At 35.1% G+C, this 15,137-nt stretch carries 12 protein-coding genes and 1 tRNA gene; 1 reads left to right on the top strand and 12 read right to left on the bottom strand.

What is annotated here, in order from left to right; genetic code table 11:
- Positions 1–268: 268 nt before the first annotated feature.
- The 5 genes from K8V80_RS00155 to K8V80_RS00135 all read right to left on the bottom strand — a co-directional run bounded on the left by K8V80_RS00155 (position 269) and on the right by K8V80_RS00135 (position 2,834).
- Positions 269–345: transfer RNA gene (locus K8V80_RS00155), tRNA-Ile, on the bottom strand.
- Between the two features lie 81 nt (positions 346–426).
- Positions 427–741, bottom strand: coding sequence for a DUF4491 family protein (locus tag K8V80_RS00150; RefSeq protein ID WP_006743827.1), 315 nt, complete (start codon positions 739–741; stop codon positions 427–429).
- A gap of 2 nt (positions 742–743) precedes the next feature.
- The gene (locus tag K8V80_RS00145) at positions 744–1,208 is read right to left on the bottom strand and encodes an Lrp/AsnC family transcriptional regulator (RefSeq protein WP_006743828.1); all 465 of its coding nucleotides are present in this window, start codon (positions 1,206–1,208) and stop codon (positions 744–746) included.
- A gap of 159 nt (positions 1,209–1,367) precedes the next feature.
- Positions 1,368–2,234: an FKBP-type peptidyl-prolyl cis-trans isomerase gene (locus K8V80_RS00140; RefSeq protein ID WP_006743829.1), complete on the bottom strand. Its 867-nt coding sequence runs from the start codon at positions 2,232–2,234 to the stop codon at positions 1,368–1,370.
- A 15-nt stretch (positions 2,235–2,249) separates the two neighbouring features.
- Entirely contained in the window at positions 2,250–2,834 is a 585-nt protein-coding gene (locus K8V80_RS00135; protein WP_006743830.1) for an FKBP-type peptidyl-prolyl cis-trans isomerase, read from the bottom strand.
- Positions 2,835–3,014: 180 nt separating this feature from the next.
- Here K8V80_RS00135 and K8V80_RS00130 point away from each other — a divergent pair, with 180 nt between their 5' ends.
- A complete protein-coding gene (locus K8V80_RS00130) occupies positions 3,015–3,713 on the top strand; it encodes a Sir2 family NAD-dependent protein deacetylase (RefSeq protein WP_006743831.1) in 699 nt (232 codons plus the stop codon).
- 1 nt (position 3,714) lies between these two features.
- On the opposite strand, the gene K8V80_RS00125 is transcribed toward K8V80_RS00130, so the two are convergent.
- From K8V80_RS00125 to secDF, 7 genes are all read right to left on the bottom strand, one after another.
- Positions 3,715–4,455, bottom strand: a complete 741-nt coding sequence (locus K8V80_RS00125; RefSeq protein ID WP_276774405.1) for a glycosyltransferase family 2 protein — start codon at positions 4,453–4,455, stop codon at positions 3,715–3,717.
- Positions 4,456–4,457: 2 nt separating this feature from the next.
- Positions 4,458–5,705, bottom strand: a complete 1,248-nt coding sequence (locus K8V80_RS00120) for a glycosyltransferase family 4 protein (protein ID WP_276774403.1) — start codon at positions 5,703–5,705, stop codon at positions 4,458–4,460.
- 89 nt (positions 5,706–5,794) lie between these two features.
- The gene (locus K8V80_RS00115; RefSeq protein WP_276774401.1) at positions 5,795–7,267 is read right to left on the bottom strand and encodes a lipopolysaccharide biosynthesis protein; all 1,473 of its coding nucleotides are present in this window, start codon (positions 7,265–7,267) and stop codon (positions 5,795–5,797) included.
- Positions 7,268–7,334: 67 nt separating this feature from the next.
- Positions 7,335–9,374, bottom strand: a complete 2,040-nt coding sequence (gene metG, locus K8V80_RS00110; protein ID WP_276774398.1) for a methionine--tRNA ligase — start codon at positions 9,372–9,374, stop codon at positions 7,335–7,337.
- Between the two features lie 114 nt (positions 9,375–9,488).
- A complete protein-coding gene (locus K8V80_RS00105; protein ID WP_276774395.1) occupies positions 9,489–11,027 on the bottom strand; it encodes a YifB family Mg chelatase-like AAA ATPase in 1,539 nt (512 codons plus the stop codon).
- A gap of 30 nt (positions 11,028–11,057) precedes the next feature.
- Positions 11,058–12,077 (bottom strand): TlpA disulfide reductase family protein, encoded by a 1,020-nt coding sequence (locus tag K8V80_RS00100; protein ID WP_276774392.1) that lies wholly within the window; start codon positions 12,075–12,077, stop codon positions 11,058–11,060.
- A 112-nt stretch (positions 12,078–12,189) separates the two neighbouring features.
- Positions 12,190–15,137 (bottom strand): protein translocase subunit SecDF (gene secDF / locus K8V80_RS00095; RefSeq protein ID WP_276774390.1); only part of this gene is annotated, 2,948 nt, incomplete at its 5' end.

Below are 15,137 nucleotides of genomic sequence, written 5' to 3'. Positions count from 1 at the left end.
CAACTAAGAGGGGTTACAGATATTAGTTTCTTTCTATTTAGAGTGACTAAACTATTTGCTTAATAAGTTATCCCCCCAAGTTTTGCAGGTGACCCGATATACTTCTTGATGGAAAGTAAATCTGTAGACTTTAGATTGGAAAAGCAGTGATAATAAAAAAGGCTGATATAGGTATACTATCAGCCTTTCTTATTCTATTTTAACTGGAATAGAATATTTTACATGTCCAAGAAACAAAAAAGCAGTAAAGAATTAACTCTACTGCTTTTGGTGGGCCATCTAGGGATTGAACCTAGCACCTCCAGATTATGAGTCTGTTGCTCTAACCGACTGAGCTAATGGCCCTATGCAATGCTACTCTGAAGTAGCGAGTGCAAAAATAGTATATTCTATTTAATCATGCAAGAATTACATGACAAAATTCTTCTAAAATTTATATTTTCTTTTTGGATTCTTGGGGAACCATCCTTTTTTTACTCTTTCTTCTTGTTCAAATACTTCTTTAATAGTCCAAAATGAAGAAAAAGCAAAAACTCCTAAAAGAGAAGAAATTATAATGCTTTGTACAGCAATAGAAGCTACAACGCCTAAAATACCTAGGATTAAAAATATCCACCACGATTTTGTACCCCAGTAATATTCTGCTTTCACAACAATGGGATGAAATATGCCAATGATGAGAAATGTACATACACCAATGAATAATCCTGCTAATCTGTAGTCGTTTAAAAATTCTAGCATATTTATTCTTCAATTATAATAGGAACTTCTTTTTTAATGCTTTGTTCCAGTGAGATTAAAGTTTCAGTAGCTATTACTCCTGGTATCTGCTGCATTTTATTATTTAATAAATCCATTAGATGCTCGTTGTCTCTAGCATAAACTTTTGTAAGCATAGTATATGCTCCAGTAGTAAAGTGGCATTCTACTATTTCAGGAATTTTTTGAAGTTCTTTTACTACGGTTTTGTACATAGATCCTCTTTCAAGGCTGATACCAACATAAGTACAAGTGCTGAAACCTAAAGATTTAGGGTTAACATGATATCCAGAGCCTACGATAACTCCTAGGTCAATAAGTCTTTGGACTCTTTGATGAATTGCGGCGCGTGAAACACCACACTCTGCAGCAACATCCTTAAATGGTATACGTGCATTCTGCGAAATTATATTAAGGATTTGTCTGTCGAGTTTGTCTATTTTTTCCATGATAAAAAGTTTTAAAAAGTGCCATACATTAGTCAAAAGGTAAGCAAATATAGTTATAAATTTTATTTTATCTATACCTTTTGTGTAAAAACAAAAAGGAGACTAGAAAATGTATTCTAGTCTCCTTACTATTTGTAAATGAGAAAATTAATTTCTTAATTATTTATTCTCAATCCCTTTGATTTCAATAGTAAATACTAAAGTTGAGTAAGGTTTGATTTTATCACCAGCAGGATTTGTACCGTAAGCTAATTCTTGAGGAATATATACTTCATATTTAGAACCTACATTCATCATTTCAAGAGCTTCTTTGAACCCTTTTACAAGACCATTTGTACCGTTGAATTCTGCATTTTCATTGCTATCAAATACTGTACCATCAATAAGCTTACCTTCGTAGCTCAATTGAACAGTTTGGTCTTCTTTAATCGTTTCTCCTGTACCTTCTTGTAGTACTTTGTATTGAAGACCACTTTCAGTAGTTACAATGCCTTCTTTTTTTGCGTTTTCAGTTAAGAAATCTTCATTTTCTTTTTTGTAAGCTCCATGTTTTTCTTGTAGAACTTCTTCTTGAAGTTTAGGCAGATTTTCTTTTAGGTATTCGTTAGCGTCAGCAATAATAGGAGTGTTGCCTTTTGCTAGGTCGATAAAAGCAGAAAGGAAATTAGCGCTATTTAGAACTTTTGCATTTTCGTCTTGGAACATTTGGTTATGAATTTGCTTAGTCATATCAGTAGCAATGCTTTGGCCAAGGTTGTATCCCATTGCATAAGCTTTTTCCTTTTCAGATGTTTTAGTGAAACCTTCTTGAACACCTTTTATCATATCATCGATTAAAGTGCTGTCTCCAAACTGTTGAATCAACATAGAACGTAGTTGTGGAGGGAAGTTTGCTAAACCAATAGCATATGACACTGAATCTGCTGTTGTTACAAAGCTTGCTTTTTGAGCTGTTACACCACTAGTACATGCGCTAAGTCCTCCTGCTGCTGCAAGAGCTATAACTGCTAATTTTAAATTTTTCATTGTATTCTATTTTATTTATAAAACTTCAATTAATTCCACTTCAAAAATAAGTGAACTGTATGGAGGAATTACTTCTCCTGCACCATGTGCTCCATAACCTAACTCAGAAGGAATATAAAGTCTCCATTTGTCTCCTTCTTCCATTAATTGAAGAGCTTCTACCCATCCTGGAATAACTTGGTTTACACCAAATGTAGCTGGTTGACCGCGTTTGATAGAGCTATCAAACATTCTTCCATCCATAAGTTTTCCTTCGTAGTGACATTTTACTTGATCTGACGCAGATGGCTTTTTACCTGATCCTTTGACAAGTACTTCATATTGAAGACCACTTTCAGTAGTTACAATACCTTCCTTTTTACCATTTTGTTCAAAAAACACTTTTTCAGCTTTAAGAGATTCTTCTGATATTTTTGCTTGAAGTGCTGCAAAATGTTCTTGTACAATGCCTTGAGCCTCTTGGTGGCTGATAGCAGGTTCTTTGCCGTCAAGAATATCTTTAATTGCTTGGCTGAAATCTTCTACTGAAAGATTTTTTGCACCTAAACCTAAAAGATTTTGACCAATTCCTAGTCCTAATGCGTAGCTAAATTTGTCCATATTATATATTATCTTACTGTCTTATAGAAAGTAATTGATTTATCAATCAACTTTCAGTAAATTAGAAATTAAGATACAAATTTAGGGATTTAATTGTAATCCCCCTATTTTAGTAAGCATAAACTTAGGACAAGTTGTTTTAGATTGCTATTTTGATACTAATCAAAGTAAATATACAAGATGAAGAAAAAAGTAGTTGTTTTAACAGGTGCAGGCATGAGTGCAGAAAGTGGTATTGCTACTTTCAGAGGTGCTGGTGGCTTATGGGGCAAATACCCTGTACAGCAAGTGGCTTCAATAGAAGGTTATCATCAAGATCCAGAGTTAGTTCAAAATTTCTATAATGAACGTCGTCGCGAGTTGATGGATGTGAAGCCAAATAAGGGACATGAGTTACTTGCTAAAATGGAAGAGGATTATGATATGACTATAATCACTCAAAATGTAGATAATCTTCATGAACGTGCAGGAAGTAATCGTATCATACATTTACATGGGGAACTTATCAAAGGATGTTCTAGTAGGAATCCTTATGATCCAAGATTTATAGTAGAAATCAAGCCAGGTGAAGAGATAAAAATGGGTGACCTAGCAGGTGATGGCAGCCAGTTGAGGCCCTTCATTGTTTGGTTTGGTGAAGCTGTACCTGAGATAGAAACAGCCTTACCTTATGTGCGAGAAGCTGATTATTTTGTGATTATAGGTACTTCAATGAATGTGTACCCTGCAGCTGGACTATTGCATTATGTTTCCTACGGTACACCTATTTACGTAATTGATCCTAATAGTGTTAATGTGTCCGATACGAAGGGTATGACTCATATCCACAAAGGGGCTTCACAAGGAGTAGCAGAATTGATAGAGTTATTGAGAAAATAAATTACTTCTTAAATATGGAACGAATTATAAATCCAACATGATAGAAGATAGTGCTTATTATGCCATAATGTTTCGACATAATCTTAAAACGCTCCATAAGGGATTTTTTATGATTAGCTGTTGTGAGTCCTTCATGTAAATAGTCTATGAGAGTGAGTTGAGTATGGTAAGTACTATTTGCTTTTTTTAAAATCTTAATGCACCAATCAAAATCTGATGAGAATTTATATTGTAAATCGTATGTTGAGACTAATTCTCTCTTGGCAAAAAAAGCTTGATGGCAAACTAACATTCCTTGTTTAAAGCTTTTCCAAGTTAAACTTTTGGGTGCAGATAATCGTCTCATTCTTAAAAAAACGCCATTATTGTCAACAAGTGCAGTTTCACCATAGACTACATCAGGGCTAAAGTTTAAATTGTCAAGTTGACTTACTATCTGTGCTAGAGTATGTTCTTGATGAAATTTATCGCCCGCATTTAAAAAGCAGATATATTCTCCCCGAGCAATATTTAGGGCTTTGTTCATCGCATCGTATAATCCTGAGTCAGGCTCACTAATTAGTTGGTCTATGTCCGATTGATATGCTTGTAAGATAGAAAGAGTTCTATCTTTAGAGGCCCCATCTATAACTATATATTCAATATTTCGAAAGCTTTGTTGTTTCACAGAGATAAGAGTTCTTTCGACTGTATTCTCTGCGTTAAATGTCACGGTAATAATAGAAAAAAGAGGTTTATTCATCTTTATTTATCAATTATTTGATTGTATAAAGAAATATATTTTTGAGCAATAAGATTTTCACTAAAGGTATTAATAACTTTCCTACGGGCTTGTTGACTTAATCCTTGATCTATGTTGTTTTCAATAACCCATCTTATTCCTTGTGCTAGATCAGTACTAGATTTGTATTGAGCTATATAGCCATTGTGCAAGTGGTCTATTAGTTCGGGAATACCTCCTATGTCAAAACCCACACAAGGAGTACCACATGACATGGCTTCCATGATTGAGTTTGGCAGATTCTCTTCAAGAGAGGGAAGAACAAAGGTATCAACTGCATTGTATAGCATAATTAGTTCACTTTCGTCTGAGATATACCCTAAAGGGTATGTTGGAAGAGGAAGAGCTTCTCTTAATTGCTCAGAGTCTTTGCCGTATAAAACTACACTTACAGGTGTAGTTGTAGTCTGTATTAATTCTAAGCAAGCATTAATAAAGTATTGAATTCCTTTCCTCTCGTTTGTAGTCTTTGCAGCACCAAATAAGATTAGTTTGTGTCCAATAGGCAAGCCAAAGTGTTTGCGACATTTCTCAGTATTAATGGGTTGAAACTTCTCTGTATCGATGGGATTTGGAATATTAATAATGTTTTGCTCAATGGTTAAATTACTATTTTTAGCTTTTTGAGTAAGCCAATTGCTACAACCCACAAAGTTTATTTTTCCCTTACTATATATTTCCTTCTTTTTTTCGAACACTTGAAAAGATAAGTCTTTTGATTTATTTCTTACTAAGAAAGGACAATTTTCACACTGTTCTGTGTATTTGATACAGCTTCGAGCATGATGGCAAATACCTGTAATGGGCCACATGTCATGCATAGTCCATACTATAGGTTTACCCGATTCAATAATTTTACCAATTTCTTTTAAAGATAAAAAACCTTGATTAATCCAATGTAGATGAATTATATCCGCATTTTTAAATTCTGGCTGATTAACTATGGAAGATCCTCGATTTGCTATGGATACTGCAAATAAATTTTTCTTTGTAAATAGGTTACTAACCCATATTTTTATCCTTTCACTTAAAAAATTGTATGCAAGTATGGGCGATTGGTGTGTGGCGATTATGTCGAAGTCAGTTCCTTTTTTATCGCGAACGATAGTTACTACTTTAACATGTTCTTTATTGAGGGCATTAGATAGTCTTCTAGCAGCAATTGCTGCTCCCCCAAGATAGTCTGATGTATTTAAGAATAATATGTTCATAAAATGACCTCTCAATGCTGAAAACCCATTCTAATAGATAGATTAGTTTAGGAAACTCAATTTTAGATGCAACTTAGATATTGAATTTCTTAATGAGTCTTATTTTTGGCTGTTTTTAAAAAATACGTTTTAGCAAAGTTATAGCTTTCTTTGAGTATACTCGCTCTAAAAATAATTAATATCAAAATATATAGAAATCCTACAGAGATAATTTTTGAAAAGAATAGTAAATAGATATTCTCGAAATTCACTAAACAATAGTGTGAGAGTGTTATTGATACTACTATTGCTGTCAGGTAGGGTAGAGTTTCTCTAAATAGGTTGAATAGAGTGAAATGGATTTCTTTATAAGCAAATAAAGTCCATATTACTGTCCATAAAATTTGTATACCTACTGATGTTGATACCATGGTGTGCACACCATAAGGATAAAGTAGTAAAGCACTAGTTAACTGTGTCAGTCCTAGTGCAATTGTATTCCACATATAGATAGACGATTTTCCTCTACTTATAATAAAGTTTCCTAGTAAATGATTCAGAGGAATAAATGCACCACCTATGCATAAGATCTGTAGAATATATGCACTTTTAAGCCATTTTTCAGTTAACGCTATGGATATGAATTCTGGTGCAATATAGGCCAATCCAAATAGTGCAGGAAACGATGCAAAGGCAGTAAATCGAAATAATTTAATTAAAACTCTTTTTTGTCGATCTTTATCAGAAACAACATTTCGTAATACGGGCTGTGCTACTCCTTGTATCATTTCAGTGATAATAGAACTTCCCATTAAATTCCACTTATTGGACTGAGAATAATATCCTACCTCTGTTTTACTATACAAACGTCCTAATAGAATATTGAATATGTGATTATTGATATGTATGCAGATTTTTGTGATAAGAATTCTACTACTGAAGGGTAATAATTCCTTTATGGGTTTTAGGTTAAAATTCCAAGAAGGTTTCCATCTGCTGAAGTACCAGAATAGACTATTTGTGCAAAGTATGTAAGTGATATGCTGAGCAGCTAAGCCCCAATAGGCAAAACCATTGTAAGCAAGCGTAACACCCACTATTCCTGAAATGGTTAATCCTGTAAGCATGGATATAGCTCTCTCTTTCACCATAAGATACTTAAATAAGTATGCATTGTGTGCTGTTCCTAAACTAGAAAGGACAAACCCGATAAATAGAAATCTAGCGACAGATGTTAATTCAGGTATCTGAAAAAACTGGGCAATATATGGCGCTGCAAAGAATAAAATAATATAGAGACTGATTCCAATACTGCTACTACACCAAAATATAGCATTAAAGTCATGGTGAGTAGGTTTTTCTTTGTTAGCTATTGCTTGAGTAAATCCACTTTCTTGAAGAGTTGTTGCAATTAGAGTAAATATCGTAAGTACGCCGATGATACCATAATCTTCCACATTCAAGATACGACTTAGCCAAATGCCAAAAAAAAGGTTTAATAACTGCTGAAAACCGTTATTTAAACCTCCCCAAAGTAGCCCATGTGCCGTTTTTTCTTTTAGTGATAAGTGTTGTTTACTCATTGTAAAAAGAAAGCACTAACATTCCTCTTTAAAATCAAGGAAAGCTAGTGCTTATTATTTGTTCTTATTAATTGATTTGGCTACCTGGCTTTACCTCTTTGTTGGGAGATATATATGTCAGACTGCCATCGTTGTTTTCTGCAAATAGAATCATTCCCTCAGAAACGACTCCTTTAAGCTTTCTTGGTGGTAGATTTGCAATGAAACAAACTTGTTTACCGATAAGTTCTTCTGGTTTATAAAATTTGGCTACACCCGATACAATAGTTCTTGTTTCTAGTCCATCGTCAATTTTAAACTGTAGAAGCTTATCTGCTTTAGGAACTTTAATACATTCTAAAACGGTTCCTACACGCAAGTCCATTTTTGTGAATTCATCAAAGACTATGTCTTCTTTTACTGGTTGAGCTTTGTAATTAGCTTCTTCATTTTCTTTTTTGATTTTAGCTAATCTTTGCAGTTGGGCATCAATAGCTTCGTCTTCTATTTTTTCAAAAAGAAAAGAGGCTTTATTTATTTGATGATTCACTTCTAGCAAGTCGGCTTTGCCTAACTCATTCCAGTCAAAATGACTAATGTCTAACATTTCTCTCAGTTTGGCTGAACTTGATGGAAGGAATGGCTCGAAAGCAATGGCTAGGTTGGCAACAAGCTGTAAACTGATGTTTAGGATTGTTCCTACACGTGCCATATCTGTTTTAGCCAATTTCCAAGGTTCAGTATCAGCAAGGTATTTGTTTCCAATACGAGCAAGATTCATCGCTTCTTTTTGTCCTTCTCTAAACTTAAAGTTGTTTAATAGATCTTCTAGTCTAGACTTCACTTCTTTGAAGCTTTCAATGACTTCTTTGTCATAGTCAGACAATTCTGCACAAGCAGGTACTTTTCCTTCAAAGTATTTATGAGTGAGAACTAAAGCTCTGTTTACAAAGTTTCCATAGACTGCTACAAGTTCGTTGTTATTACGAGCTTGGAAGTCTTTCCATGTAAAGTCATTATCCTTAGTCTCAGGAGCATTTGCTGTTAAGACATAACGCAGTACGTCTTGTTTTCCTGGGAAATCTACTAGGTATTCATGTAACCAAACAGCCCAATTCTTAGAAGTTGAAATCTTGTCACCTTCTAGGTTTAAGAATTCGTTGCTAGGAACATTGTCTGGAAGAATATAGCTTCCTTCAGCTTTAAGCATAGCAGGAAATACAATGCAGTGGAATACGATATTGTCTTTTCCAATAAAATGTACTAAACGTGTATCTTCGTCTTTCCACCATTTTTCCCAACTATCAGGAAGTAGTTCTTTAGTATTTGAAATGTAACCAATAGGAGCATCAAACCACACATATAATACTTTCCCTTCAGCTCCTTCTACAGGAACGGGGATACCCCAACTTAAGTCACGGCTTACTGCTCTAGGATGAAGCCCCATATCTAACCAGCTTTTGCACTGACCATATACATTAGGACGCCATTCTTTATGATCTTCTAAAATCCATTTCTTAAGCCACTCTTCATGTTTATCAAGAGGGAGATACCAATGAGTAGTTTCTTTCATGACTGGCTTTGATCCTGTAATAGTACTTACTGGATTAATTAAGTCGGTTGGATTAAGAGAAGTACCACATTTTTCGCATTGGTCGCCATAGGCTCCTTCTGCATGGCAATGAGGACATTCTCCAGTAATATATCGATCGGCTAAAAAGGTTTGAGCCTTTTCGTCGTAGTATTGCTCAGAGGTTTGTTCCACAAACTCATTTTTGTCATATAGGGTTCTGAAGAACTTAGAAGCCATATCATGATGAGTCTTTGAAGTGGTTCTTCCATATACATCGAATGAGATTCCAAATTCCTCAAACGATTTTTTAATAATATTGTGGAATCTATCAACCACATCTTGAGGAGTAACACCTTCTTTTTTTGCACGGATGGTAATTGGCACTCCATGCTCATCAGATCCTCCTATAAACAGTACATCCTCTTTCTTTAATCTAAGATATCGTACATAAATATCAGCTGGGATATACACACCAGCCATGTGTCCTAAATGTACAGGTCCGTTAGCATAAGGTAGAGCTGATGTAACTGTGGTTCGTTTAAATTTCTTTTCCATTCTATCTTTCAAATTATCTGAAATCGTTATGTTTTATGCAAATATAACCACTTTTTCGCTCCAAAGCACTCTATAGTATGATTTTAATACCTATTAGCAGCTATAAATAGCAGTCTATTTAGCCCAGCTTTCTCGATCTAGATTTCTATAATTAATAGCTTCGGCTAAATGAGAGGGTTCAATGCTTTGTTTCTTGTCTAAATCAGCAATAGTTCGTGCAACTTTGAGTATTCGGTCATAAGCTCTTGCTGATAAATTAAGTTTGTTCATCGCTGTTTTGAGTAAAGCCAATCCTTCGTCACTTGGTTGGGCATATCTAGCTAATAATCTTGAGTTCATTTGAGCGTTACAAAATATTGATTCCTCATCTTGATATCTTGCCTCTTGAATTTTTCGAGCTTCTAATACCCTCTTTTGAATTTCTACACTAGATTCAGCAGGTCTATTGTCGGCTATTTGTTCAAAAGATACTGGTATAATTTCAATTTGTATATCTATTCTGTCAAGTAGTGGACCAGAAACCTTATTTAAATATTTCTGTACTTGTCCAGGGCTACAGACACATGGTTTAGTAGGGTGGTTATAGTATCCACATGGACATGGGTTCATTGATGCTACTAACATAAAGCTAGCAGGGTATTCTACGGTACATCTTACTCTAGAAATAGTAATTTTTCGATCTTCTAAGGGTTGTCTTAATACTTCAAGTACATTACGGCTAAATTCAGGTAACTCGTCCAAGAAAAGTACTCCATGATGAGCTAAACTGATATCTCCTGGTTGCGGAAAACTTCCTCCACCTGCCATTGCAACTGTAGAAGTACTATGGTGTGGGGCTCGAAAAGGACGGGTACTTATGAGTGACGCATTTTTATCTAGCTTTCCTGCAACAGAATATATTTTGGTGGTTTCTAAGCTTTCGCCTAGAGAAAGAGGAGGTAGTATAGATGGTAATCTTTTTGCCATCATTGATTTTCCGCTTCCAGGAGGTCCTACCATAATTAAATTATGTCCTCCTGCTGCCGCTACTTCAATAGCTCTTTTAACAGAGTCTTGACCTTTTACTTCTGAAAAATCAAAATCAAAAAAGGATTGCTGTTTGTAAAACTCTTCTCTCGTATTTACTACGGTAGGTTCGAGTTCTGTTTGTCCTTGAAAGTAATGGATAACATCCGTAATGTGGCTTACTCCATATACTTTCAAATTATTTACTACAGCTGCTTCTCGTGCATTTTGTTCAGGTAGTATAAATCCTTCAAATCCTAATTCCCTCGCTTTGATAGCAATAGGAAGGGCTCCTTTGATTGGTTGAATTGTTCCGTCTAAACTAAGCTCTCCCATAATAAGATACTTGTCGAGTAGCTCTGCTCCAATTCCTTTAGTTGAGGCTAGCATCCCCATAGCTAAAGGCAAATCGTAAGCAGATCCTTCTTTTCGGAGATCTGCTGGAGCCATATTGACTACGATTTGAGTTGTTGGTAACTTAAATCCAGATACATCTAGAGCAGATAATATTCGCTGATGGCTCTCCTTTACGGCAGAGTCGGGTAGTCCAACTAGGTAGAACATACAACCTCGAGAACTATTTACTTCTATAGTTATCAGTGTAGCATCTACCCCTTGGACGGTAGCGCCAAAGGTTTTGATTAACATGTGTTAGAATTAAGGTGTTTTTTGATTGTTTTATTTAAGTTCTTTTTCTATTCTGTTTTTGAGAGAATCAAGAGGTAAATCTCGCCCTATAATAGATCCATATTTGTTGATAAGAAATGTCGTAGGAAGTGTCATAACTCCATATCTATCGGCAACTTGTGAATCCCAGCCAGTAGGATCTAGTAAAGTAGTCCATGTAATTGAATCCGTTTTTACAGCTTCTTTCCTAGCCAGAGAATCAATGTCTAAGTTAATACCTACAATAGAAAAGCTCTTTTTATTCTTTTTCCATTTTTTTTGAATGTCTCTAAGGTCTTTGTTTAGTTGACGACTTTTTGCATCCCATGAAGTCCAAAAGTAAAGTAATACCGTTTGGTTGTTATAATCTTTTTTGTCAACTCTTTTACCTTTTGTATCAGCAAGATTAAAAAATAGGCTAGAACGAGACACTTGAGCTCTATTCGCTCTCATAAGCTTATTGCTTATCTCTTCAATATTTTGTCTGTCTTTAAGAGTCCCAGCCATTGTGTTGATTATTTTATCAATAAGGTCATAGTCTGGTTGTTCCTTCCACGCTAAGTTCTCTAATAAGATAGCAATGCTTGTAATAGAGAAAGGATGTTGCTTAATGTAGTCTTCTACTAATTCTTGTTGTAGTGAATCTGGTGTAGTAATCATTTTATCCCTGAATGCATTGTACTCTTCGTGCATTTTATTTCCAGAGATACTTAACTGGGTTGAATCCTTATCATCAATTGTTATGTTTAGCTGGTCATTGGGTTTGAGAAAAACGAATTGCTCATTGTAGGTTGGAGAATAAATCCGAGCAATAATAGTAGTATCTACTTTCATTTTATGTATAAACTGACCCTCTTCTACAAAAATAGTATCTAGCTGATCATAGAAGCGATCGATTCCATAAATAAAGAGGGTATCTGATTTACCATTCAAATTCCCGATCAGAGTGGTCCCTTCTATTTTGTCTGATTTCTTGCAGCTAGTTCCAAGTAGAACGAGTGCCATTAATAATATGTAGTAAATGTTCTTCATTATACTTCTTTTCTGTATTTGTATACGAAGATACATATATTCCATAAAAAAAGGACGTTGTAAGAGAAATCCTTTACAACGTCCTTGAAATATAATTCAAATAAGTAAAATCTTATTTATTATTGTTTTTTTGTTTATTCATTATGATATATGCTATAGGAGAAGCAACAAATAATGAAGAGAATGTACCAAATAGAACTCCTAAAATCATAGCAAAAGAGAAGCTTCTAATAGAGTCTCCACCAAGTATGAAGATACACAAAAGAACAATCAATGTACTTAATGAAGTGTTAATGGTACGTGAAAGAGTTGTATTCAATGATTCGTTGAATAATTGATATTTATCTCTCTTAGGATATAATCCAAAATACTCTCTGACACGGTCGAAGATAACCACCTTATCATTGATAGAGTAACCAATAGCTGTTAAGATAGCACCAATGAACGTTTGATCTATTTCTAGTGAGAATGGTAAGAATGTACCCCAGAACATAGAGTAAACACCTAGAATCATCAATGTATCACTAGTTAATGCTACCACTGATCCAACACTATATGCAATGTTACGGAATCTTACTAGGATGTATAACCCTATTGCGATAACGGCTAATACGACAGACCAAAATGCTCCTGTTTTTATATCATCGGCAATACTTGGTCCTACTTTCTGTGAACTAATAATACTTCCACCTGTATGATTTTCTCTATCAATAAATGTCTCAAGAGATATATTTTGAGTTAATAGAGGTTTTAGTGTTTCGTATAAGAAAGCTTCTATTTCAGAGTCTACTGTTTCGCTGCTTTCATTAATACGATAGTTAGTACTTATACGTACTGTTTTGTGATCGGTACCAATAGCAATAACTGAAACTGTAGCTTCATCTCCAAATTTGTCTGAGATTAAATTACGAACATGTTCTGGTTCTACTTCTTGTTCAAATTGTACTTTGAAGTTTCTACCACCAGTAAAGTCAATACTTTGACTTAATCCACGAGTGAATAGGAATCCAAGACATACAACTAGAATAACTCCAGTAAGGATGAAGTATTTTTTGTTGCCACCCATAAAATCAAATTTAGGATCGACAAACATTTTCTTAGAGATCGAAGAAGAGAAAGATAAGTTAAGTAACTTGTCTTTTCTTAAGAAGTGATCGTAAACTACACGAGTCAAGAATACAGCTGTAAAGAATGATACAGCAATACCTATGATAAGAGTAGTTGCGAAACCTCTAATCGGACCAGTACCAAAATTGAATAAAATAATACCAGTTATGATAGAAGTTAAGTTTGAGTCAAAGATGGCAGAGAATGCATTTGCATAACCATCTTTTAGTGCTGCCTTAACACCCTTGCCAGCACGAAGCTCTTCTCTTGTTCTTTCATAAATAAGTACGTTCGCATCCACAGCCATACCTAAGGCTAATACCATACCCGCAATACCTGAAAGTGTCAGTGCAGCTTGGAAGGAGGCCAAAATTCCGAGAGTAAAGAATAAGTTAAATATTAATGCACCATTTGCAATCATTCCTGGTATGATACCATAGATTGAACACATGTAAATCATAAGAAGAACAAGTGCTATAACGAATGAAATAATACCTGCATTAATTGATGCTTGACCAAGTGATGGACCGATGATGTCTTCTTGTACAATACGTGCTGGAGCAGGCATTTTACCTGATTTAAGAACGTTTGCCAAGTCGGTAGTTTCATCTACAGTAAAGTTTCCTGAAATCTGTGAACGTCCACCTGTAATCTCGCTATTTACATTTGGTGCAGAGTACACATATCCATCAAGGACAATAGCGATAGCTCTACCAATATTCTTTTTGGTAAGTTGAGCCCATTTACGAGCACCATCACTATTCATTTCCATTGATACAACTGGGTTGTTGTATTGGTCGTACTCACTTTTTGCATCAGTAACAACATCACCTTCTAATGGAGCTTTTCCATTACGTTCAGTTTCTTTTATTGCATATAAAGTTACAAGGTTTGTTGTTCTATCTGGAGCAACTCCCCACTTTAAGCTTAAGTTTGAAGGTAAAAGTTTTTTTACTTCCTCTTTTGCTAAGTAACCATTAATAGTGGCTGTATCTCTTACTTGAGAATAGCCAGCAACTGCTGATTCACGGTAAGGTGATTGGTGAAGTTTGCTTAGTAAAGGATTTTGGTTTACTCCTTGTTGAGCATGGATGGCATCAATTTCTTTTGAAATAGCTAAGCTATCTCCACCTTCTTCTAGCTGTTTGAGAAGTGCTTCTTCTTTCTGAGCTAAATCTTGGTTATTGTTTAATATTTGAGCTAGTCTTGCGTCAACGGACTGTAGGGCTGGAGTAACTTCTGCTGAAGTATATGTTTCCCAGAATTCAAGGTTCGCTGAACCTTGAAGAAGTTTTCTTACACGTTCTGGTTCTTTAATACCTGGAAGTTCAATCATAATACGTCCAAGTCCACCTTCAAGTTGTTGGATGTTTGGTTGAACAACACCAAATCGGTCAATACGAGTACGTAATACGTTATATGAATTATCTACAGCAGATTTAACTTCACTTCTTAATATCTTTTCGACATCAGCATCTGATGTGTTTTGAGTAACAAGACCTTTTAATTGTTTTGTTGCGAAGATTGAAGATAAACTTTTGCCAGGGGCAAGCTTTTGATACTCTTTTACAAATAAAGAGATTAAGTCATTTTGGCTCGAAATAGCAAGTTTGCTTGCTGTATCTAGAGCTTTGTTAAACTCCTCATCTGGTTTGTTGTCAGCTAGAGTACGGATTACATCTGGTACAGATACCTCAAGGATAACGTTCATACCACCTTTAAGGTCTAGACCAAGACCAATCTCCATTTCACGGCATTGCTTAAGGGTATAGCCAAGCCACACTTTTTTATTTGAGAGTGAATCTAAATACTCTTGTTCTAGTGTAGCATTTCCATTAGCATAGGCTTTAGCCTTTTTCATCTGTTGGCTAGTAACCACGGAAAAAGAGAGATAGAACACACAAATAAGTGTGAGTAATACCGCAAAAACTTTTACAAATCCTTTGTTTTGCA

The sequence above is a fragment of the Bacteroides coprosuis genome, from assembly GCF_020741705.1.
GTDB classification, from domain to species: domain Bacteria; phylum Bacteroidota; class Bacteroidia; order Bacteroidales; family Bacteroidaceae; genus Bacteroides_E; species Bacteroides_E coprosuis.
The sequence above is the reverse complement of the archived record's forward strand: the minus strand, read 5'-3'. Positions and strand labels throughout refer to the sequence as shown.